The following is a 20,791-nucleotide window of genomic DNA, read 5'->3' as shown; positions in this document are numbered from 1 at the left end:
GGCCCTACTTCTTGGGCAGCGCCGACGACAGGTCGGCGATCAGGTCGTCGGAGTCCTCGAGCCCGACCGAGAGGCGCACCAGCGACTCCGACACTTCGAGCGGAGTGCCTTTGACCGAGGCATGGGTCATCTCGCTCGGATACCCGATCAGCGACTCGACACCGCCGAGCGACTCCGCAAGCTGGAAGAGCTCGGTCGACTCGGCGAACTTGCGGGCCGCGCGCGGCGTGGCGAGTTCGAGCGAGAGCATCCCGCCAAACCGCGACATTTGGCGCTTAGCGAGTTCGTGCCCCGGATGTCCCGAAAGGCCCGGGTAGTGCACCGCTGTCACCGCTGGGTGCTCGGTGAGGAACTCGGCGACCGCCTGCGCGTTGATGGAGTGGCGCTCCATCCGGACCCCGAGGGTCTTGATGCCGCGCACGGTGAGCCAGGCGTCCATCGGCCCCGAGATTGCTCCGACGGCGAACTGCAGAAACGCGATCTTCTCGGCGAGAGCACCCGAGCGCAGCGCGAGCGCGCCGCCGACAACATCGGAGTGCCCGCCGAGGTACTTCGTGGTCGAGTGCACCACCACGTCGGCGCCGAGCGCGAGCGGCTGCTGTAGGGCGGAGGAGGCAAACGTGTTGTCGACGACGACGATCAGGTCGTGCGCGTGGGCAAGGTCGGCCAGCTCCGCGATGTCGCTGATGGTCATCAGCGGGTTGGAGGGCGTCTCGACCCAGAGCATCTTCGTCTCGCCGGGCACGATTGCCCGCTGCACCTCGCGCAGGTTCGCCATGTCAACGGCCGTGTTACGCACGCCCCAGGCGCTGTGCACGCGGTCGATCAACCGGTGGCTTCCGCCATACGCGTCGTTACCGAGCACCACGTGATCGCCGGGAGCGAGCGCCGCACGCAGCAGCGTGTCCTCCGCGGCGAGGCCCGAGGAGAAGGAGTAGGCGACGTCCGCGCCCTCGAGCGAGGCGATCAGCTCCTGGAGGGAGTCGCGGGTGGGATTCGCCGAGCGCGCGTATTCGTAGCCGCCGCGGAGCCCGCCGATGCCGTCCTGGACGAACGTCGATGTCAGGTAGACGGGCGGGACGACCGCGCCGGTGGTCGGGTCGAACTCCTGGCCGGCGTGGATGGCGCGGGTGTCGAAGTGCTGCTTCTTGGGCATTGAGCTGTCTCCCTGGGTCGGAGGTGCGGAGGCGACGGCGGTCAGGCTGTTGCGTAGGTGAGAAGGTCCTGCCGCGTGATCACGGCGACGGGCTTGCCCTCGTCGGTGACAAGGAGGGCGCCGGTTTCGGCGAGCGCGGCTCGGGCGGAGGTGATGCCCTCGCCGAGGCCGATCAGCGGGAGAACGTCGCCGACGCACCTACCGAGCGCGTCGTTCATCGAGGCGGAGCCGGCGAACACACGGTCGAGCAGGTCGCGTTCGTCGACGGTCCCGACGACCTCGCCCATGACCACCGGCGGCTCGGCACTCAGCACTGGCAGCTGCGAGACACCGAACTCGGTCATGATACCGATCGCGTCGCGGATCGTGTCGGTCGGATGCGCGTGTACAAGGGCGGGCAGACCGCCGGCCTGGGGATTCGCGGCCCGAGCACTCAGGACGTCGCGCACGGTGCCCTCATCGCGCATATCGAGGAATCCATAGGAGCGCATCCACCGGTCGTTGAAGATCTTCCCAAGGTAGCCGCGACCGCCGTCCGGCAGGAGCACGACTATCACGTCGTCGGGGCCGAGGTCGGCGGCGGCCTTGAGCGCTACCGAGACGGCCAGACCACTCGAGCCGCCCACGAGCAGGCCCTCCTCCCGGGCGAGGCGGCGGGTCATCGCAAACGATTCGGCATCGCTGGAGGCGATGATCCGATCGACCACGCTCGGGTCGTAGGCGCTGGGCCAGAAGTCTTCGCCAACGCCCTCGGTGAGGTAAGGACGCCCGCCGCCGCCGGAGTAGACAGAGCCCTCGGGGTCGGCACCGATGATCTGCACGCCACCCTCCGATACCTCCTTGAGGTACCGGCCGACTCCGCTGATCGTGCCGCCGGTGCCCACGCCGGCGACGAAGTGGGTGAGCCGGCCGGCGGTGTCCCGCCAGATCTCGGGGCCGGTCGTTTCGTAGTGGCTGAGCGGCCCGTTGAGGTTGGCGTACTGGTTGGGCTTGAAGGCGCCAGGAATGTCGCGGGCGAGGCGGTCGGACACGGAGTAGTAGGAGGCAGGGTCCTCCGGGGCGACGGCCGTCGGGGTGACGACGATCTCGGCTCCGTAGGCGGTCAGCACGCTCCGCTTGTCCTCGCCGACCTTGTCGGGCAGGACGAAGACGCAGCGGTAGCCGCGCTGCTGCGCAACGAGTGCCAGGCCGATGCCGGTGTTGCCGCTCGTCGGTTCCACGATCGTGCCGCCGGGAGCGAGGAGGCCGTCACGCTCGGCCGCATTGATGATCCGGGTCGCGATGCGGTCCTTTGAGGAGCCGCCGGGGTTGAGGTACTCGACCTTCACCAGCACGGTGGCCCGCACGCCCGCGGCGACGGGACCGAGCTTCACGAGCGGAGTGTCGCCGATGAGATCGAGCACGGACTCGGCATAGACCATCCCGGTCTCTGGGCGTCTGGGCATCCCGCCCTCCGGGCGTGCGGGCAGAGCGCGATCCAGGGTCATCTCGCCAGCGTAGCAACCGCTTTGCGCCGTGTGACGGGAGGCGGTGACGCTCTCAGAAGGCAGCGGGGACAGGGAATGCCGCGGCGGTCGGAGTACCCTATCGTGGGGGTCCGCGAGCGCCCCGTGCCATGGAACGGATCCCGAATGACCTCTCCGATCGCCGCACCGCCGCGGCGTCCGGCCGATATCCACCTCGTGCGCCTCCTCGGCCCCGCCATGGTCGCCGGAGTCGCCTATCTCGACCCGGGAAACGTCGCCAGCAATATGACGGCCGGCGCCCGCTTCGGCTACCTGCTGGTCTGGGTCGTCGTGCTCGGAAACCTGATGGCGTGGCTCATCCAGTACCTCTCGGCGAAGCTCGGGCTGATGACCGGCCGCAGCCTGCCCGAACTGCTCGGTGCGCGTCTTCGCGGCCGCTGGGGGCGCCGAGCCTACTGGCTCCAGGCCGAGACCGTGGCGATGGCGACCGACCTTGCCGAGGTGATCGGCGGAGCGATCGCCCTGCACCTGCTCTTCGGGCTGCCGCTGCTGGCCGGTGGGGTGGTGACCGGCGCAGTGTCGCTCGTGCTATTGCTCGTGCAGACCCGGGGCGGCGCGCAGCCGTTCGAGCGCGTCATCACGGGACTGATGGTGCTGATCGCCGTCGGTTTTACGGTCGGAGTGGTCATCGATCCGCCGGATGCCGGCGCCACGGTCGCCGGGCTCGTACCGCGCTTCGAGGGTTCGGAGTCGGTATTGCTCGCCGCGTCGATCCTCGGGGCCACGGTCATGCCGCACGCCATCTACGCCCACTCGGCCCTCGCCCGCGACCGTTTCGGCCACGTCGAGGGTGTCGGTGCCCGGCGGAGAATCCTCGTCGCCACCCGGATCGACGTCACCGTTGCGCTCGCCATCGCCGGCACCGTGAACCTCGCGATCCTGCTTCTCGCCGCGCACTCGCTTTCCGGGGTCGCGGGGACCGAGAGTCTCGAGGGAGCACACGCCGCGATCGGGGTGGCGCTGGGACCGGTGGTCGCGACGCTGTTCGCGGTGGGTCTTCTCGCCTCTGGCCTCGCCTCGACCTCGGTGGGCGCGTACGCGGGAGCCGAGATCATGCACGGCCTACTGCACGTGCGCGTGCCGCTCGTCGCGCGTCGGTTGGTGACACTGATCCCGGCACTGCTGGTGCTGGCGATCGGCTTCGACCCGACACGCGCGCTGGTGCTGAGTCAAGTGGTGCTCTCCTTCGGCATTCCGTTCGCACTGGTGCCGCTGGTGGTTCTCACTCGCGATCGAAGCCTGATGGGCGACCAGACGAACCGATGGTTCACGACCCTCGGAGCCGCGCTCGCGGCGGTATTCCTCATCGTGCTGAACGGGCTGCTGCTGTGGCTCACCTTCGCGGGCTGAGGGTCCTCCGCACGTCTACCCCCCATTGAGCCGATCTGACGCCAATCTCGTTACCCTCTGAGTGCGCCTCTCAGGCGCCTGCGCCCGCCACCAGGCGCCATCCGCCCCCAGAACGAGAGACACCGCCGTGCCCAGAGACACGATGTCCGCCAAGAACCGCGCCCGCCAGGAAAAACTCGAGGCCTACAAGCGCGAGCAGGACCGCCGCACACGCAGCTCCCGCATCTGGATCTGGTCACTCTCGGCGTTGGCCGTGCTCGCGGTCGGCGCCATCGTCGCCGTCACTGTCTTCGGCAACCAGCAGATTGTCGAGGCCCGCCAGATCGACGGCCTGCAGACCTTCGAGAACGACGCTACCCATGTGGCCGGCGCGGTCGAATACCCGCAGACCCCTCCCGCCGGCGGCCCACACAATGCGGTCTGGATGAATTGCGGCGTCTACGACCAGCCCGTCCCCAACGAGAACGCCGTGCACGATCTTGAGCACGGTGCCGTCTGGGCCACCTACGACCCGTCGCTGCCGCAGAGCGAGGTCGACGCGCTGATCGCCGCGATGCCCGAGACCTACTCCGTCGTCTCGCCCTACGAGGGACTCACCTCCCCGATCGTGCTTAGCGCGTGGGATGCCCAGGTTGCGATCGACTCTCCCGACGACCCCCGCCTCGCCGCTTTCGTCGAGCGCTTCTGGCAGTCCTCAAGCGCGCCCGAGCCCGGCGCCCCCTGCACCGGTGGGATCGATGCGCCCGGTAAGCAGTAGAGGACGCGTCCTCCTCGCGGCCGTGGCAGTCGTCGCGCTGCTCCTGGGGACCGCTGGGGGTTACCTCTTCGGGGCTCTGGCACCATTCGCTTCCAGCGCGACACCGTCGAGTAGCAGCGCGGAGGCAGGCTTCGCGCGAGATATGCAGGTGCACCATCTGCAGGGCGCCGAGCTGGCGATGATCGCCCGGGAGCGCAGCTCCGACGACGAGGTGTTGACGGTCTCGAAGGACATTCTGCTCACACAACAGCAGCAGGCGGGACAGCTCTTCGGCTGGTTGAACTCCTGGGGCCTCCCCCAGGCGGCGCCCGAGCCGTCGATGACCTGGATGGGCCGGCCGACTCTGGCCGGGGCCGCCGACGAGCACTCGATGATGGGGATGGGGACCGAGGACGGCGTCGTACCCGCGAGCATGCCGGGACTTGCGACTCCTCAGCAGATCATCGCGCTCCGCGCTGCCTCCGGTCGGGACTTCGACCGGATGTTCCTCGAGTTGATGATCGCCCATCACCGCGGCGCCATCGACATGGCGGAGGCGCTGCTCGCCCGCAGTCGAGTGAGCGTCGCGACCGACTTCGCCACCTCGGTCGTGAAGGCCCAGGAGGCCGAGATCTCGCTGATGGAGCAGATGCTCGCCGACCGACCCGCGGCGTGACGGCGAGATACCGCCGTCGCAACGTCAGCTGAGAAAGCTCCTCGATGGTGGATGCGACGGCGCGTCAGCCGACGTTGCGAGAGACCCGGCGGGGCATCCGACGAGATCGGCGTGGACCCACTTGGAACACCTTGTCTCAACCGGAAATCAACGGTGGGATAACCCAGCAAGCAGCACCCCCGGCGGCGGATCCGTTTCCTACGCTAACTGCACCGAGGTGCGTGCGGCGGGAGCAGACCCAATTCGTGCGGGCGACGCCGGTTACAGCCGCAGCCTCGACCGTGACGGCGACGGGATCGCCTGCGAGTAGCCGGGCAAGCCAAGACGGGCACCGCGGCTGTTCAGCCCCGGAGTGCCGTCTCGGATTGCTGCGCGTAGAGCGACGCATAGAGGCCGTCGAGTCCCAGCAGCTCGCGGTGGGTGCCCGACTCAACGATCCGGCCGCCCTCGACCACGTGGATGACGTCGGCCGAGACGATGGTCGAGAGCCGGTGGGCGATCGCGATGGTCGTCCGTCCGCGAGACGCGTCATCGAGAGCGGTCTGCACGACCCGCTCCGAGACGGTGTCGAGGGCGCTGGTCGCCTCATCGAGGATGAGGACGGCCGGATCCTTGAGCAGCACGCGGGCGATCGCGAGCCGCTGCTTCTCGCCCCCGGAAAGGCGGTAGCCGCGCTCGCCGACGAGCGTGTCGTACCCGTCGGGGAACGAGGTGATCGTGGCGTGGATGTTCGCGGCACGCGCAGCCGCCTCGAGCTCCTCCTGTGTCGCATCGGGGCGCGCGTAGCGGAGATTGTCGGCGATCGTCGCGTGGAAGAGGTACGTCTCCTGGCTGACGATGCCAATGTGCGAGACCAGCGACTCCTGCCGCAACTCGCGCACGTCCGTACCCGCAAAGCGCACCGCTCCGCCGACCACGTCGTAGAGGCGCGGGACGAGGTACGAAATCGTGGTCTTGCCCGCTCCGGAGGGACCGACGAACGCGACGAACTGGCCCGGTTCGATCGAGACCGAGACGTGGTCGAGGGTCGGACGGGCATCCTCGGCCTGGTCGGGGTAGCGGAAGACCACATCGTCCAGCTCGATCCGGCCGAGGTCGCCGCCGACGTCCCGGGCGGCCGCCCGGTCGGCGATCGCGGGACGCAGGTCGAGGTACTCGAAGATGCGGGCGAAGAGTGCCCCGGCGGTTTGCAGATCGAGCGCGACGCGCATCAAGCCCAGAAGCGGCCACATCAGGCGCGCCTGCACCGTGGTGAAGGCGACAACGGTGCCGGCGGTGACGGTGGTACCACCGAGGATGAGCCAGGCCGCGACGAGGTAGACGATCACGGGAATCACCGACAGGAAGATCTGCACCATCGCGAAGAACCACTGGCCGGACATCTGCTGGCGCACCTGGAGCCGGATTTGCCGACCGTTCTCGTCGGCGTAGCGTGACACCTCTGACTCCTGACGGCCAAAGCTCTTGGCCAGCAGGATGCCCGAGACGCTCAGTGTCTCCTGCGTGATCGCGGTCATCTCCGACAACGACTCCTGCGTCTTCGTCGCGATGCGGGCGCGCACCTGACCGACGCGACGCTGCGCGACCACGAGCACCGGAGTGAGGACGAGGGCGACGATCGTCATTTGCCACGAGAGAAGGAGCATCGCGACGACCGCCGCGATCACGGTCACCGTATTACCGAGCACGCTCGAGACGGTGTTGGTGAGCACGCTCGCCACACCACCGACGTCGTTCGCGAGGCGCGACTGGATGACGCCGGTGCGCGTCCGGGTGAAGAAGCCGAGTTCCATGGCCTGGAGGTGGCGGAAGAGGCGAATGCGCAGCTCTCCCATGACCGTATTGCCGACGGTCGCGGTGAGGTAGGTCTGCCAGACGCCGAGGATCGCGGAGAACGCCCAGATCAGCACCATGATTCCGACGAGTTCGAGCAGAACGGGCAGGTTCGGCCGCCCGCCGGGCGGGAACAGGCCGCGGTCGAACGCAAGCTGGGTGAGCAGCGGCGGCACGACCGTGAGGGCGGCGCCGACGAGCACGAGAATCACGGTGAGTGTGAGCTTGGGTCGGTGGTCGCGGAAGAGTCCGGCGATCCGCCGGAGCAGGTTGTCGACCTTCGGCGCCGCCGCGTTGACCTGCCGCTGACTGTCCGGATCGCTGCTCGAGATCCTCCCGCCGCGCGCCCCTCCGCGCATCCCGCCGCCTGCTGCGACGTCACCCATCCTGCTCACTGCTTGACCCTAACGCCGCTGATCGCTGCGGTCCGAGGCTTCCGCCCACGGCGAAGTCGTGCTGCGGAGCGAGGCTCACCCTTTGGCTGGATAGTGAGCGCGGGTCGTCCCGGATGTCTGCCGACACGGCTGGATCGAGGGGCCTGACCTTGCTGGTAGTGCGGCTGGACCCTTGATATCGCCTGCGACGCGCGCGATCAGCCCGCTTTACGCACGCTGGTTTGACCGGATCGGTCCGTAACGGATGATGTGGGATGCCTTGCCGCGGCTGCATTCGAGACAAATCTGCCGGTGGACGCCGAGCGGCTGAGCGTTCCGCGCCCGTTCAGGCGCTTTGTCATCTTCTCCTGGATCGAGCGAGCGTGCTCGATTGCCCGTTCGGTGTCTTTGCTCATCTGTCCTCCAATCGGGAGCGACTCCGTCGCTGCCGTTTCCACGGTTCCTCACGTTGGTTCCTGGCGATGACCGCCTGCGCGACGGCGAACGCTATGCGCTCATCATCCTCTGCAACCACGGCATGAGCGACCGCGAGCCGAGACGCCGAGGCGATTGCTGCCCGTCCCGACTGTTCCGTAGCGGACGGGGCCTTCAGCGGTCGCTTCCACATCATGTGTCCGCGAGTCGTTGAAACGCTGGCCATTGCCTGTCCGTTCTACGTTCCGTATGGGAATTGTCAGCCGGCCATTCCGGGGAGGTTACAGTCGATGACGTCAGAGAGCAGTGAGCCGATCAAGGCGCGGAGGCATTGTGGCGCCATTACGCGGATTGACGTCGAATCCAAGCCGCTCCAATTCTGCAGCGGCGGTCATCGGGTCATCGGATACCGCTGCGGCGAGCTGACGCTTGCGCCACCGGAGGCGGCCCTGGTGAAGCGCAGCGCCCGCGCCATCAAGAATGTCGATACCGAACTCGATCATCATCATCTCGAGCACGTCCTCCAGACATGGCCGAAACCGATGGCCACCAGTTGGGAAGTGCACGTCGCCAAATCTCGGCGTGTCACCTTTCGCTCGGCGCTTCTGGTGTATTTTTCCGCGACGTCGGGCACCTGTAGCCGCGAGCGCGTCGGTCATGTCTTGTCGCTCGGCATGCACGTTATAGTGCGCCGCGGGAATGTCGCTACCGCTTTCTCGGAGATAGTCGACTGTGAAGAGTGGCCGGGCCGAGCCCACAACGTTCACTTTGAACGTCGAGCGCTCTACCGAGACGAGGTGGCTCACCGGACTCAGCACCAGCCGATACTGGACGATGAGGCGGAACGTCTCTCTGTCGTCGATGTCCAGACGAAGCCCAAGTTCCTCGGTCGCCTCAACTGTGACTGCGACACCGCCACCGCGCGTTCGAACCACGCTGCTCTCTAGACCGACGAGTCCATTGGGAATGATCTTCGCGAGCATCTCCATAATTTCCAGCACGAAGTCGAAGACCTTTTCCTCGAAGCCCCCGTCGGACTGGCGGCCAGCGTCAACGCTCGGCATGCTCTCGCAGGTAGGCCAGGTCCTCGAGCTTGCGCAAAATTGCTTGCCCCTCCTGAGACAGCTCGTACCGGTCGGCGCGCTGGCGCAGCTCATCGGCCGAAGCGCCTGCGCGTGCCTCAAGTGCAGCGAGGCGAGTGCTGATCTCGGGAAGCGTGAGTACCTCAAGGGTGGGAACCGTGTAGTCATGGTGACACGCACCCCCGACATTCGCACGTGAGCCTCAGCAGTGTCCTGCTCGGATCCGCGCTCCGATGGGCTGTCACCAAGGTCGAGGTCGCCCCCACGACGAAGGCCCGGGTCCTGCGCGAGCAGGACCCGGGCCTTCGTCCGTGCTCCCCACTCCCTTCCAAGCTTCTGACGATTCGCGGTGCCGTCAGCTGCAAGGCGGAGGAGGAGAGCTGTAGCGGAGCTACTGCCGACGACGACAACGCCGCAGATGGCGGCACCGCGAATCGTCAGCCCTTGGTGGCGCCGGCGAGGAGGCCGCGGACAAAGAACCTCTGGAGCGAGAAGAACACGATGAGCGGCACGATGATCGAGATGAAGGCGCCGGCCGTGAGCAGCTCCCACGATTGTCCATACGACCCGGTGAGGTCCTGGAGTGCCTTTGTGATCGGCAATCCCGCACCCGAGGTAAACACCGTTGCCACCAGCAGGTCGTTCCACACCCAGAGGAATTGGAAGATGCCGAAGGAGGCGATCGCCGGTACCGCGAGGGGTAGCACAATGCGGAAGAAGATTTGCCCGTGACCTGCTCCGTCAACGCGTGCCGCCTCGATGACTTCGCCCGGGATTTCCGAGATGAAGTTGTGCAGCATGAAGATCGCGAGCGGGAGGGCGAAGATCGTATGCGCAATCCACACCTTGGCGTAGGAGCCGTCCAACCCGTTCACGCCGAGGCCGGGAAGGATGTAGAGCCCGCCGATACGCAGGCCGTCCGAGAACAGCTGCAGCAGGGGCACGAGCGCCATCTGGATGGGCACGATCTGGAGCGAGAAGACAAGGACGAACACCGTATTGCGGCCCTTGAAGTCAATCCACGCGAAAGCGTAGGCGGCGAGGCTCGCGATCGTGATCGGGATTAGCGCAGCCGGCAGCGTGATGACCAGCGAGTTCACGAAAGCCTTGCCGAGGGTGAGGCTGTCCCCCGAGTTCAGGGCGTTCGCGTAGTTGTCGAGGGTGAAGCCAGGGTTAGCGAAGATCGTCCACCAGCCGGTGGTCTTGATGTCGTTCGCGGGACGGAACGACGAGATAAACAGGCCGAGTGTCGGCACGGTCCAGATGACCGCGATGATCAGCGCCGCCAGCGTGGCTCCGCGTGACGTCGTCGCCTTCTTGAGCTTGCCGCTCGCCGTCTCGATGCGGGACTCCCCGCGCAGGAGGCGCCGTTCGGTGGTGCGATCGACCGGGACCTGGATCGGAGTGGGCGTGGCGCTCATCGGATCTCCCTCTGCTTGGCGAGCTGGCGGGCGTTGTAGACGACGATCGGGAGCACGAGCAGGAACAGGATGACCGCGAGGGCCGCGCTGTAGCCGCTGCGGGCGCCGAGCTGGAACTGGCGGACCATCTCGAAGGCCAGGACCGTGGTATCGGAGCGGCCGCCGGTCATCGCCGAGACGATGTCGAAGACCTTGAGGGAGGCAATCGAGATTGTCGTGAGGACGACCACGATGGAGGAGCGGATGCCGGGAACGGTGACGCTCCAGAACGACTGCCAGGCCGAAGTGCCGTCGAGCGAGGCCGCTTCGAGCTGTTCGGTCGGGACGCCCTTGATGGCGGCGGACAGGACCGTCATGGCGAACCCAGCTTGGGTCCAGATCAGGACGACGACGAGGAACAGCGTGTTCCACGGCTCGAGTCCCAGCCAGTCGACCGGCGAGGCACCGAAGGCGGTGAGGACACCATTGAGCAGACCGATCTGCTCGCCCTGTCGCACGTCGTAGAAGAACTTGAAGATGATCGACGCACCGACGAACGAGATCGCCATCGGCATGAAGACCAACAGCTTGAAGAACTTCTCGCCGCGGCTCTTGTCGATGAAGACGGCGTAGGCGAGTCCGATAGCGGTCGCGGTGATGGGCGCCAGCAGCACCCAGACGACCGTGTTGAGGAAGGCAGTGATGCCGTCGGGACTGGTGAAGACCCAGATGAAGTTATCGAGACCGGCAAAACCCGAGCCGTCGTTCTTCATGAACGCGTTGAAGGCGGTGGTGATCGTCGGGTAGATCAGGCCGATCAGGATGAAGAACGCGGCCGGCGCCATGAACGCGGCCAACTGGAGTCCGTAGCCCGCGCCTTTGCGGGACCGGAAATCGAGCAGGAACAGAGCACCGCCGAGAACCGCCGCGACGACCGCGACCCAGAGGACGGAACTGTACAGGCCGAAGACGAACAGGAGGACGACCGGGAGGACAACGGCGACCGCGAGGCGGAGGACCGTATAGCCGGTGCCGCGTCGGGGGGCCACCTCGACGAAGAAGAGGATGAGCGCCACCACGGCGGCGAAGGCCAGGAGGATGAGCGGGATCTGCGCCAGCGGCGGGAGTCCGGCCAGCCATTTGAAGAACCCCGAGATGGTGATGGGGGACATGAACGTCCTTTCGAGTGCGACTCTGAACTCAGCGGAAGCCTCATCCCGGCGGGACCGCTGCTGCGGATCCGCCGGGACGAGGCGTGGTCGGAGGGCCGGGATTCCGGGGAACCGCGTCCCTCCGCCGGACTGCTAGGAGGTGTAGCCGGCCTGGATCTCCTCGAGCGCCTGGTCGGTGCCCGTGCCGTCGATCCAGTCGACGATGCCCTTGAAGAAGCTGTCGGAGCCGACAGCCTTCGGCATCAGGTCGGAGGCGTCGAAGCGGAACGTCGTGTCCGGGTTTTGCAGGATCGCGATCGAGTCCTTCAGCACGTCACTGCCCGCGTTGGCCGGGTCGAGACCCTTGTTCGCAGAGATGACGCCGCCGAGCTTGACGCGGCTGTTCGCCCAGTCAGCGCTCGAGAGGTACTCCTGGACCTTCGCGGTGTCAGCGTCGTTCGAGAAGGCGGCGACCATCTCGCCACCACCGGTGACGGCCTGGGGGTCACTGGCTTTGACCGGCGGGGTGAGGAAGGCCCACACGTCGCCGTCTTCCGCCACCTTCGCGCCCGCGGACGTGAGGAAGCCCTCGAAGAACGAGGCCTGGTGCGTCAGCGCACAGGTGCCGTTCGCCATGTTCTGGGCGACGTCGCCGAACGCGGTGGAGTTGATCGACTTCACGTCGCCGTAGCCGGCGTTGACGAGGGTCGGGTCGCGCAGGATCGAGCCGACCGAGTCGAAGGCCGCCTTGATCTTCGGGTCGGTGAACTTCGTCTTACCGGCGACCCAAGAGTCGTAGGTGTCGGCGCCGGCCTCGCGGAGGACAGCGTCCTCGATCCAGTCGGTGCCGGGCCAGCCCGAGGCCTCGCCCGAGTTGAAGCCCGCGCACCAGGAGGGTCCGCCGGTCTTCTCGGCGATCGTCTTGCCGAGCGCCTGCATCTCGTCCCAGGTCTTGGGAACGGAGACGCCCCACTCCTTGAACTTCGCCGGCGAGTACCAGATGTAGCCCTTGACGGACGCCATCAGTGGCGCGCCGTACTGGGTGCCGTCGACCTGGCCGTACTTCTGCCAGTCCTCCGACCAGTTCTGCTTCACGTTGGCGACAGCGCCCTCAGGGAGCTTCTGCACCTTGCCCGAGGCGACGGTGTCGGCGAGCAGACCCGGCTGGGGGAAGATCGCGAGGTCGGGGGTGTCGCCACCCTGGACCTTGATGCCGATCTGCTTCTCAAACTCCTTGTCACCGGTGTACTTGATCTCGATGTTGTTCTGCTTCTCCCAGTCCGCCCAGGACTGCTCGAGAAGGGTGGCCTCGTCACCGTTGATCGTGCCGTAGACGTTGACGACGCCGTCGGCGGTGCCGACGCTGCCGGCAGAGCTGCCGCCGCCGGCGTTCGGGTCGTTGGGATCACTGCTGCTGGAACAGCCTGCCAGTGCGATGCCGGCAGCCGCCAGAACGGCGACCGGAACGGTGATACGGCGGTGCAGGGATGACCGCATTCTTCCTCCTCATTGAGTGATGAACCAGCCGAGGGAGCCGCTCCCCGCCGACGGTGGTCGGGGGGCGGGAGCGGCTCGACATGCGTGCCGCGACAACTCGGGTGCTGGTGCAGGCGACGCCAGGAGGAACTCCAGGCGGATCGCCGATGTCGTGTGGGTGGGCTCCCACGGGGGGAAACCTTTCCACAAATACGATGAAAGCACAACGCGGCCGATAGAGCGCTCTCTGAGATAACGATTCGGCGTCGACCCGCTGTTTTCTTCAACCGCACACGATCGGAGATCGATCTCGCGTGGGCGCTCGGGCACGCGGCGGGGTATAACTTCCTGGAACCGTTTCCAGCATCGACGCCGGACGGGCGGGAGGAACGCCGTGACAGGCATCGAAGAGGTGGCCGAACTCGCTGGAGTGTCGAAGGCAACCGTCTCGCGCGCGCTCAGCGGACGGGGCTACGTCTCTGCCGGGGCGAAGCAGCGGGTGCAGCGCGCGGCGACGAGCCTGGGCTACGTCGTCTCGGCCAATGCCTCGAGTCTCGTGACCGGGCGCAGCAACAACGTTGCGGTGATCATCCCCGTCATCAACCAGTGGTTCTTCGCCGGGATCATCGAGGGGATCGAGCGCGCACTGCTCGCGGCCGGCTACGACCTCCTCCTCTACAACATCGACAAGCATCTCGACGCCCGCCGCAGCGTCTTCGAGTACTACCTCGTCCGCAAGCGCGTCGATGCGATCGTCGCGGTCACCCTCGAGATCTCACCGCACGAGACGGAGGCGCTGCTCGCGCTGGGCAAGCCGATCGTCGGAATCGGCGGTGAGTTGCCCGGCATCCCGACCTTCAGCATCGACGACGTCGCCGCGGCCCGCCTCGCGACGGAACATCTGCTCTCGCTCGGGCACGAGCGCCTTGTCCACATCGGGGGTCTTGCGGAGGAGGAGATGGACTTCCGAGTCCACACCAAGCGTCGCGACGGCTTCCACCAGGCCCTCGCCGCGGCAGGGTTGACGGCCGGCGAGCATGCCGTCGTGTCCACCACGTTCGACATTCCGGGCGGGCACCGCGCTGGGAGGCAGGTGCTTGGCGACCCGCGGAGCCGCCCGACCGCGATCTTTGCTGCCTCCGACGAGATCGCCATTGGCATCATCCTGGCCGCCCGCGAACTCGGCCTCTCGGTGCCCGAGGACGTGTCGATCATCGGGATTGACGACCATCCGCTCGCAGAGTTGTTCGGATTGAGCTCGATCCGCCAGGACCCGCAGCAGCAGGGCGAACTCTCCGTCGCCCTCGTTTTGGACGCTTTGGCGGCCCTTTCGCGCGGCGAGTCCCCTCCCCCGGCCAGGCACACACTGATCCCCGCTTCCCTCGTCATCCGCACGAGCACCTCGGCACCGCGCGGCGCGAGAATCGGAGCATGAGCGACTCCAAGAGCCCACCGTCCGCAACGTCGCAGAGCGGTCCCGCTGTGAGGTGGAACGGTCGTGCCACACTGCCCGTTCATCGCCGCCTGACTGCGCAAGCACTCCGACGTGGACGTTCGAACTCGCTGGCCCGAGGACTGAGTTTCGGCGGATGCAATTCAGGCGGATGCAGTTCGAGCGGGCGCAGCCGTCGCGACGATCTGCTGTAATGCCCAGGTGTTGCCGTCTGGGTCGGCGAAATAGGCGTACTGCACCCCGCCGAGGTTTTGTATCTCACTGACCTCAAGCGAGCGGGCCGCCAGTTCTGCTCGAGCGGCCGCGATGTCGTCGATGACAAGGTGCAGGGACCGGACGACTCCCTCCTCAGGCCCGGGACCCATCCCGGCCCCCACGACGATCGAGCAGGCCGAGCCGGGCGGAGTGAGCTGCACGACGCGCATCGTGGCGGAGGGGCGCACATCGTGGTCGAGGTGGAAGCCAACGACCTCTGTGTAGAAGGCGACGGAGCGGTCGACGTCGGTGACGGGGAGGGGAACGAGTTCGAGTCGCATCTGCACTCGACCAGTGTGGCCCCGTGCGGTGGTAACGGTGTGAATGAACCCATCGAACGCCGCGCCCCCGGAGGCGCGCCTTTTACGGATCAGTCGCGGCTGGATCAGGCGCTCGGGCCGACGACGAGGCGCTCGTGCATGATCTCGACGGCGCGCTCGAGGACGTAGCGGTCGGCCGGAGTGAGGTCGGCAAAGAGGGGTGTGAGCGCCTCGCCCAGGTCGGTGCGCCAGGCTTCCAGCGCCTGTGCGCCGACGGGAGTGAGGCGGATCTGCCACGCGCGGGCGTCCGCCGGATCGACGACGCGGTCGAGCCAGCCGGAGCCGACCAGATTCTTCACGATCTTGGTCATCGTTGGCTGCGAAACGCGACTCTGCACGGCCAACTCGCCCAGGCGCATCGGCCCCATCGAAAGCAGGACCGAGAGCGTGCGCCAGACGGCGTGTGACTCCTGATTGCCGGTGGCCCGCGCGGCGAGCCGGGTGATCCGATGGGTCACCGACACGAAGTCGCTCAGGAGTTCACTGAGCGAGATCTCGCTCGGCGAAATATCGCGAGCGGGGAGCCCGGCCAGCGGATCGGGTGCAGTCACGGTCCGATCCTAGGGGCGCGACCAGGCACGCAATCGGGAGCGGCGCAGAAATGACGCAGGGCGCCACCTCCGAAGAGATGACGCCCTGCAACAGGGGACTTACTTGACGGTGACGGTCGCGCCGGCAGCCTCGAGCTGAGCCTTAGCCTTCTCGGCGGCCTCCTTGTTGACGGCCTCGAGGACAGCCTTGGGGGCGCCGTCCACGACAGCCTTCGCCTCGCCGAGGCCGAGGCTGGTGAGCGCGCGGACCTCCTTGATGACCTGGATCTTCTTGTCGCCGGCGGCCTCGAGCACGACGTCGAACTCGATCTGCTCCTCGACCTCCTCGGCGGGGGCAGCGGCGCCGCCGCCGGCCGCGGCGACCGCGACGGGAGCAGCAGCGGTGACCTCGAAGACCTCTTCGAACTTCTTAACGAACTCCGAGAGCTCGATGAGCGTGAGCTCCTTGAAGGCCTCGATGAGCTCGTCCTGCGTGAGCTTTGCCATGATTTTTCTCCTTGTTTTCTTTGTCTACAAACCGCGTGCGTCCTGCCTCCCGGAAAGGGAAAAGGTCAGCTCGCGGACTCCTGCTTCTCGCGCAGCGCCTCGACCGTGCGAACGGCCTTGGACAGCGGTGCGTTGAACAGATATGCGGCACCGAACAGCGAGGCCTTGAAGACGCCGGCGAGCTTGCCGAGCAGAACTTCGCGGGACTCGAGGTCGGCGAGCTTGCCCACCTCTTCTGCGGTCAGCGGGTTACCGTCGAAGTAACCGCCCTTGACCACGAGGAGAGGGTTTGCCTTGGCGAAGGCACGCAACGACTTGGCGACGGCGACAGGGTCGCCGTGCACGAACGCGATGGCCGAGGGGCCGGCGAGCTCGTCGTCGAAAGACGAGATCCCGGCGTTGTTCGCCGCGATCTTGGTCAGCGTGTTCTTCACCACCGCGTAGGTTGCGTGCTCACTGATGTCTGTGCGCAGCGTCTTCAGCTGCGCAACGGTGAGACCGCGGTACTCGGTCAGCAGAACAGCCGTCGAACTCTGGAACTTCTCCGTGAGTTCGGCAACCGAGGCTTCCTTGTTCGCCATGGCTACTCCTGTGAATTCTCGTGCCGGTAGCCCGAAAGCAGGAAAAGAAAAAAGCTCCGGCACAGGGGCACGGAGCTTCGGGAGACGCGATGATCGCGGACAGAATCTCTTGCACCTGCGCGGGCCATTCGCTTCGCGAATCCTTCGTCCGGTGGCGATTCACGGGGCCGGGGCCCTGCTCGTGCGCACACCGGAAACCGGCGGTCTTTGGCTTCGGACAGAATACGTCGTCGCGGCACGCGGGCGCAAGTCGAGCCGGAGAGCCAGTCGAGCCGGAGGGTCAGCAGGCGCGATGCTGGAGGCATGACCGGTCCGTCCTCGTCCTTGCCCCGCGGCGCTGACTCCGCCATCGCCTCAGTGGAGGCTGAACTGAGCACTTTGTTCAATCGCGTCCGCGCGGCGATGCGCTCCAACGCCGAGCGCCTGCATCCGGAACTCACACCCCTTGGCTACAAGACACTCTCGGCGCTCGAGCGGTGCGGTCCCGTGCACTCCGGCGCTCTGGCGGAGCTGCTCGAGATGGACAAGTCCGCCCTGAGCCGCCAAATCACCGCGCTGGACCGGCTGGGCTTGCTCGCCAGGACTCCCGATCCCCGGGACGGCCGCGCCACCATCCTCTCGGTGACGCCCGAGACGGCACGGAAGCTCCGCGAAGTCCGCAGCTCGAGCAAGGCGCTGATGCACGAGGAGTTGCGCCGCTGGGACCTCATCGACGTCGAACTCTTCGCCTCTCTACTGCACCGGATCAACGCCCTCGACATCTGACGCCTAGCATCCCCCAAGACCGGGGACAATCGGCGGACGGGGCCCGTCCGACTGCGTAGTTTCGAAGTCGATGGACTTGCAACGCTCCGCCTCCGCCACTCTCCCCGACAACATCGACGGCGCACTCGCCCTCGCTCGGACCCTCAACGCCGACGCTCCGCTGCCTGGAACGGGGCGGACCGCGCAGCTACATGCCCTGCTGCGTCGGCTAGCACGGCACGACCTCGGCGTCGCCCGGGCGCTCGAGCCGCACCTCGATGCGCTCGCGATCCTCGGCGAGGCGGGGCTCACGCCAACCGGGTCCGGGCTCGCCGCCGAGGCAACGTGGGGTGTGTTTGCGGCTGAGGGAGGCGACGATCCGCTCGTCGCGCGGGAGCGGGACGGCCACTGGCTGCTCGACGGAGTGAAGCCGTGGTGCTCCCTCGCCGACCGCCTCGACGCGGCTCTGGTCACCGCGCACGTCGCTGACGCCTCCGGTGAGCGCCGCCTCTTCGCGGTGCCACTGCGCGAGGGCACGGCGGCACCGGAGGCAGGCGCCTGGCACGCCCGTGGCCTTATGGAAGTGCCGAGCGGCCCGGTCCGCTTCTCTGGTGCCCGCGCTGAGCCCGTGGGCGAGGTCGGCTGGTACCTGTCGCGGCCCGGCTTCGCGTGGGGCGGGATCGGCGTCGCCGCCTGCTGGCACGGCGGGGCGCTCGGCGTCGCCGCCGCTGTCGCTACCGCGGCTGCCCGACGCGAGGACCCGCACCTGCTCGCGCACTTGGGCGCCATCGACACCGCACTCTCGGCGTCGCGACGCGCGCTCGACGAGGCAGCCTCGGCTATCGACGCGGGCGACGCCGACGGTGCGCGGGGATCGCTGCTGGCCAAGCGAGTCCGGGCGAGCGTCGCGGGAGCGGTGGAGGAGATTCTCCTGCGTGCGGGCCGGGCCCTCGGCCCCGCTCCGCTGGCCCTTGATGCCGAGCACGCCAAGCGGGTCGCCGATCTCGCGCTCTACGTGCGCCAGCACCACGCCGAGCGCGACGATGCGGCTCTCGGTTGCTCCGTGCTCGCCTCCGGCGAAACGGCAGCCTGGTGAGCCGGCCGTTCGACGGACGTCTCGAAGGCACTCCCATCGAGCGGTGGAGCGCCGACGGACGTCGCGAGCACCTCCCAGAGCTGACACTGCCGCGCGGGATCGAGCGCCTCGTCGTGGTCGTCGCCCATGCCGACGACGAGACGCTGGGCTGCGGTGGCACAATCGCGCTCGCCCGACGGCACGGCATTCCAGTCGACGTCGTGATCGTGACCGACGGAGCGGCCTCGAACGGCGGATCCGACGCCGCACTCGCCGCAGAGCGCCGATGTGAGGCTGCGGCGGCACTCGAACAGCTGGGGTCGGGCATCGGGCTCACCTTCCTCGACCTGCCGGACTCCGCCACCCCCGAGCACCGCGAGCGAATCGAACGCGAGGTGCGCGAACGTGTGGCAGAGGCTTCCGGCTCGGTCCTGCTCCTCTCGACCTGGGTCGGCGACGGGCACCGTGACCACCGGATCATCGGCGACGTCTGCGCGGAGGTCGCGCAGGACCTCGGTCATCCGCTGCTGGCGGCACCGATCTGGTTGTGGCACTGGGCCGAGCCGGACGACCCCGAGGTACCGTGGGACGCGCTCGTCCGCGTCCGGCTCGACGACGAGCTGCGCGAGCGGACCCGGCGGGCACGCGCCTGCTATCTGAGCCAGACGCGGCCGGCACCCGACGGGACGGGGTCGGTACTGCATCCGCTCTTCCTGCGCACCTTCGCGGGAGACGACCGACTGGTAAGGATCGGCTGGTAAGGATCGGATGAGCTACTTCGATGAGCTGTATGCGCGGCACGAGGACCCCTGGGGATACACGAGCCGCTGGTATGAGCAGCGCAAGCGCGCTCTGACGCTGGCGAGCCTCCCCGAGCAGCGCTACGGGTCGGTGCTCGAGATCGGAGCGTCGATCGGGGTGCTGGCTGAGGCACTCGCCGACCGCGCCGACCGCCTTCTCGCTCTCGACTTCTCAGCCGCGGCCGTCGAGCGGGCGGCCCGCCGCCTGGCACCGCTCGAGCATGTGCGGGTCGAGCACCACGACATCACCTCCGGCGTCCCGGAAGGTCCCTTCGACCTCGTCGTGCTCTCGGAGGTCGGTTACTACCTCCGGCCGACCGCGCTGGCGAGCGTGCTGCACAGCATCCGGGAGAGCCTCGCTCCCTCCGGAGAACTGGTCACGGTGCACTGGCGCCACCCGATCGAGGGGCTGGAGCTGGACGGCGACGCTGTGCAGGCGGCCGTGGCCGAATTGGGACTGCACCGGCTCGCGCGGCACGAGGAGGAGGACCTGCTGCTCGACGTCCACGCCCGCGACCCCCGCTCGGTCGCCCGCCGGACGGGGCTCGTGTGAGCCACGTCGAGCAGGTGATCGTCGTTGTGCCGGCTCACGACGAGCAGGAGCGGATTGGCGGGCTGATCGCCTCGATTCAGGCCAGCGTCGTCTCTCTCGGGCGAACCGCTCCCGGACTCCCCGTGCGAGTCCTCGTCGCGGCCGACGGCTGCACCGACGCGACCGTTACGCGCGCTCACACGGCCGGCGCTGAGGTGCTGGAACTCGAACGCTGCGGCGTCGGCGCCGCCCGCTCCGCCGGAATCGCCCGTCTGCTCGACTCCGTCTCCGCTCCCGCCGAACGCGTCTGGATCGCCAACACCGACGCCGACACGGTGGTGCCGTCGGAGTGGCTGGCCGCGCACATTGAGCACGCCCGGCACTGGGACGCCCTCCTCGGCACGGTGCGACCCGACGCGGCCGACCTCTCTCCCGAGGCCTACGCGCGCTGGCGCGATGTGCGGGCGCGGGAGGAGGCGGTCGGGAGCATCCACGGGGCGAATCTCGGGGTGCGCGCCAGCGCCTATCTCGCGGTCGGCGGATTCGGCGCGGAGCTGGTACACGAGGACGTGCTGCTCGTCGAACGGCTGCGGGCCAGCGGCGCCAGGGTCGGAGCGACGGATCGCGGCGAGGTGGTGACGTCGGGCCGCCGGGACAATCGCGTCGAGGGCGGATACGGCGGATATCTGCACGCTCGCTTCTCGGCTGAGACGACGTCCTCCTCCGTCTGAATCGGCTATACGCGCACGCGGAACACGATAAGAGGGGGTCGTGTCAATGGTCGGGGCCCGGTTTGTCA

At 67.5% G+C, this 20,791-nt stretch carries 22 protein-coding genes; 10 read left to right on the top strand and 12 right to left on the bottom strand.

All coding sequences use genetic code 11. The features are described from left to right. Nucleotides 1–4: 4 nt before the first annotated feature. The gene (locus B0H03_RS01635) at nt 5–1,156 is read right to left on the bottom strand and encodes a cystathionine gamma-synthase (RefSeq protein ID WP_104266393.1); all 1,152 of its coding nucleotides are present in this window, start codon (nt 1,154–1,156) and stop codon (nt 5–7) included. A gap of 41 nt (nt 1,157–1,197) precedes the next feature. Further along, complete coding sequence (locus tag B0H03_RS01630) at nt 1,198–2,577, bottom strand: cystathionine beta-synthase (protein ID WP_104266392.1); 1,380 nt, start codon at nt 2,575–2,577, stop codon at nt 1,198–1,200. A 210-nt stretch (nt 2,578–2,787) separates the two neighbouring features. Between B0H03_RS01630 and B0H03_RS01625 the strand changes: the two genes are divergently transcribed. The 4 genes from B0H03_RS01625 (at nt 2,788) to B0H03_RS17215 (ending at nt 5,754) form a co-directional block, all read left to right on the top strand. After that, entirely contained in the window at nt 2,788–4,032 is a 1,245-nt protein-coding gene (locus B0H03_RS01625; protein WP_104266391.1) for an Nramp family divalent metal transporter, read from the top strand. Nucleotides 4,033–4,159: 127 nt separating this feature from the next. After that, nucleotides 4,160–4,789, top strand: a complete 630-nt coding sequence (locus tag B0H03_RS01620; protein WP_241560480.1) for a DUF3105 domain-containing protein — start codon at nt 4,160–4,162, stop codon at nt 4,787–4,789. Beyond that, nucleotides 4,770–5,444, top strand: a complete 675-nt coding sequence (locus B0H03_RS01615; RefSeq protein WP_104266389.1) for a DUF305 domain-containing protein — start codon at nt 4,770–4,772, stop codon at nt 5,442–5,444. Before B0H03_RS01620 ends, B0H03_RS01615 begins: the two co-directional genes overlap by 20 nt. 121 nt (nt 5,445–5,565) lie before the next feature. Further along, entirely contained in the window at nt 5,566–5,754 is a 189-nt protein-coding gene (locus B0H03_RS17215; protein WP_272914848.1) for an excalibur calcium-binding domain-containing protein, read from the top strand. A gap of 31 nt (nt 5,755–5,785) precedes the next feature. Here the strand turns inward: B0H03_RS17215 and B0H03_RS01605 are convergent, their stop codons facing one another. The 6 genes from B0H03_RS01605 to B0H03_RS01580 all read right to left on the bottom strand — a co-directional run bounded on the left by B0H03_RS01605 (nt 5,786) and on the right by B0H03_RS01580 (nt 13,216). Continuing rightward, the gene (locus B0H03_RS01605; protein WP_104266388.1) at nt 5,786–7,663 is read right to left on the bottom strand and encodes an ABC transporter ATP-binding protein; all 1,878 of its coding nucleotides are present in this window, start codon (nt 7,661–7,663) and stop codon (nt 5,786–5,788) included. A 206-nt stretch (nt 7,664–7,869) separates the two neighbouring features. Beyond that, nucleotides 7,870–8,067: a hypothetical protein gene (locus B0H03_RS16865; RefSeq protein ID WP_127844078.1), complete on the bottom strand. Its 198-nt coding sequence runs from the start codon at nt 8,065–8,067 to the stop codon at nt 7,870–7,872. Between the two features lie 315 nt (nt 8,068–8,382). After that, complete coding sequence (locus B0H03_RS01600; RefSeq protein WP_104266387.1) at nt 8,383–9,150, bottom strand: hypothetical protein; 768 nt, start codon at nt 9,148–9,150, stop codon at nt 8,383–8,385. A 455-nt stretch (nt 9,151–9,605) separates the two neighbouring features. Next, nucleotides 9,606–10,589, bottom strand: coding sequence for a carbohydrate ABC transporter permease (locus tag B0H03_RS01590; protein ID WP_104266385.1), 984 nt, complete (start codon nt 10,587–10,589; stop codon nt 9,606–9,608). Then, nucleotides 10,586–11,740 carry a carbohydrate ABC transporter permease gene (locus B0H03_RS01585; RefSeq protein WP_181075095.1) on the bottom strand — a complete coding sequence of 385 codons (1,155 nt, stop codon included), beginning with the start codon at nt 11,738–11,740 and terminating at the stop codon, nt 10,586–10,588. Before B0H03_RS01585 ends, B0H03_RS01590 begins: the two co-directional genes overlap by 4 nt. 132 nt (nt 11,741–11,872) lie before the next feature. Continuing rightward, entirely contained in the window at nt 11,873–13,216 is a 1,344-nt protein-coding gene (locus B0H03_RS01580; protein ID WP_104266384.1) for an ABC transporter substrate-binding protein, read from the bottom strand. Nucleotides 13,217–13,589: 373 nt separating this feature from the next. Between B0H03_RS01580 and B0H03_RS01575 the strand changes: the two genes are divergently transcribed. Beyond that, nucleotides 13,590–14,630, top strand: coding sequence for a LacI family DNA-binding transcriptional regulator (locus B0H03_RS01575; RefSeq protein WP_104266383.1), 1,041 nt, complete (start codon nt 13,590–13,592; stop codon nt 14,628–14,630). Nucleotides 14,631–14,791: 161 nt separating this feature from the next. Here the strand turns inward: B0H03_RS01575 and B0H03_RS01570 are convergent, their stop codons facing one another. The 4 genes from B0H03_RS01570 to rplJ form a co-directional block, all read right to left on the bottom strand. Beyond that, nucleotides 14,792–15,190, bottom strand: coding sequence for a VOC family protein (locus B0H03_RS01570; RefSeq protein ID WP_181075094.1), 399 nt, complete (start codon nt 15,188–15,190; stop codon nt 14,792–14,794). A 98-nt stretch (nt 15,191–15,288) separates the two neighbouring features. Continuing rightward, on the bottom strand, nt 15,289–15,774 hold the full coding sequence (locus B0H03_RS01565) for a MarR family winged helix-turn-helix transcriptional regulator (protein ID WP_241560479.1): 486 nt from the start codon (nt 15,772–15,774) through the stop codon (nt 15,289–15,291). 99 nt (nt 15,775–15,873) lie between these two features. Further along, nucleotides 15,874–16,260 (bottom strand): 50S ribosomal protein L7/L12, encoded by a 387-nt coding sequence (gene rplL / locus B0H03_RS01560; RefSeq protein WP_104266381.1) that lies wholly within the window; start codon nt 16,258–16,260, stop codon nt 15,874–15,876. A 65-nt stretch (nt 16,261–16,325) separates the two neighbouring features. Further along, a complete protein-coding gene (gene rplJ, locus B0H03_RS01555) occupies nt 16,326–16,841 on the bottom strand; it encodes a 50S ribosomal protein L10 (protein ID WP_104266380.1) in 516 nt (171 codons plus the stop codon). Between the two features lie 303 nt (nt 16,842–17,144). On the opposite strand from rplJ, the gene B0H03_RS01550 reads away from it, so the two are divergent. From B0H03_RS01550 to B0H03_RS01530, 5 genes are all read left to right on the top strand, one after another. Beyond that, a complete protein-coding gene (locus B0H03_RS01550; protein WP_104266379.1) occupies nt 17,145–17,606 on the top strand; it encodes a MarR family winged helix-turn-helix transcriptional regulator in 462 nt (153 codons plus the stop codon). Nucleotides 17,607–17,676: 70 nt separating this feature from the next. Then, a complete protein-coding gene (locus B0H03_RS01545) occupies nt 17,677–18,681 on the top strand; it encodes an acyl-CoA dehydrogenase family protein (protein ID WP_104266378.1) in 1,005 nt (334 codons plus the stop codon). Then, nucleotides 18,678–19,421 (top strand): PIG-L deacetylase family protein, encoded by a 744-nt coding sequence (locus B0H03_RS01540; protein ID WP_160487205.1) that lies wholly within the window; start codon nt 18,678–18,680, stop codon nt 19,419–19,421. The genes B0H03_RS01545 and B0H03_RS01540 overlap by 4 nt, the downstream gene beginning before the upstream one ends. A 7-nt stretch (nt 19,422–19,428) precedes the next feature. Further along, nucleotides 19,429–20,013, top strand: coding sequence for a class I SAM-dependent DNA methyltransferase (locus B0H03_RS01535; RefSeq protein ID WP_104266376.1), 585 nt, complete (start codon nt 19,429–19,431; stop codon nt 20,011–20,013). Next, nucleotides 20,010–20,723 carry a glycosyltransferase family 2 protein gene (locus B0H03_RS01530; protein ID WP_160487204.1) on the top strand — a complete coding sequence of 238 codons (714 nt, stop codon included), beginning with the start codon at nt 20,010–20,012 and terminating at the stop codon, nt 20,721–20,723. The genes B0H03_RS01535 and B0H03_RS01530 overlap by 4 nt, the downstream gene beginning before the upstream one ends. Nucleotides 20,724–20,791 lie beyond the last annotated feature (68 nt).

The organism is Rathayibacter iranicus NCPPB 2253 = VKM Ac-1602 (genome assembly GCF_003149025.1).
Lineage (GTDB): Bacteria > Actinomycetota > Actinomycetes > Actinomycetales > Microbacteriaceae > Rathayibacter > Rathayibacter iranicus.
Note: the sequence above shows the minus strand (reverse complement) of the source record. Positions and strands in the feature narration are given on the sequence as shown.

Coding starts and splice junctions, on each gene's coding strand:
- B0H03_RS01635 (WP_104266393.1), bottom strand. CDS start 1,156: ATGCCCAAGAAGCAGCACTTCGACACCCGCGCCATCCACGCCGGCCAG.
- B0H03_RS01630 (WP_104266392.1), bottom strand. CDS start 2,577: ATGGTCTATGCCGAGTCCGTGCTCGATCTCATCGGCGACACTCCGCTC.
- B0H03_RS01625 (WP_104266391.1), top strand. CDS start 2,788: ATGACCTCTCCGATCGCCGCACCGCCGCGGCGTCCGGCCGATATCCAC.
- B0H03_RS01615 (WP_104266389.1), top strand. CDS start 4,770: ATGCGCCCGGTAAGCAGTAGAGGACGCGTCCTCCTCGCGGCCGTGGCA.
- B0H03_RS01605 (WP_104266388.1), bottom strand. CDS start 7,663: ATGGGTGACGTCGCAGCAGGCGGCGGGATGCGCGGAGGGGCGCGCGGC.
- B0H03_RS16865 (WP_127844078.1), bottom strand. CDS start 8,067: ATGAGCAAAGACACCGAACGGGCAATCGAGCACGCTCGCTCGATCCAG.
- B0H03_RS01600 (WP_104266387.1), bottom strand. CDS start 9,150: ATGCCGAGCGTTGACGCTGGCCGCCAGTCCGACGGGGGCTTCGAGGAA.
- B0H03_RS01590 (WP_104266385.1), bottom strand. CDS start 10,589: ATGAGCGCCACGCCCACTCCGATCCAGGTCCCGGTCGATCGCACCACC.
- B0H03_RS01585 (WP_181075095.1), bottom strand. CDS start 11,740: ATGTCCCCCATCACCATCTCGGGGTTCTTCAAATGGCTGGCCGGACTC.
- B0H03_RS01580 (WP_104266384.1), bottom strand. CDS start 13,216: ATGCGGTCATCCCTGCACCGCCGTATCACCGTTCCGGTCGCCGTTCTG.
- rplL (WP_104266381.1), bottom strand. CDS start 16,260: ATGGCAAAGCTCACGCAGGACGAGCTCATCGAGGCCTTCAAGGAGCTC.
- rplJ (WP_104266380.1), bottom strand. CDS start 16,841: ATGGCGAACAAGGAAGCCTCGGTTGCCGAACTCACGGAGAAGTTCCAG.
- B0H03_RS01550 (WP_104266379.1), top strand. CDS start 17,145: ATGACCGGTCCGTCCTCGTCCTTGCCCCGCGGCGCTGACTCCGCCATC.
- B0H03_RS01545 (WP_104266378.1), top strand. CDS start 17,677: ATGGACTTGCAACGCTCCGCCTCCGCCACTCTCCCCGACAACATCGAC.
- B0H03_RS01535 (WP_104266376.1), top strand. CDS start 19,429: ATGAGCTACTTCGATGAGCTGTATGCGCGGCACGAGGACCCCTGGGGA.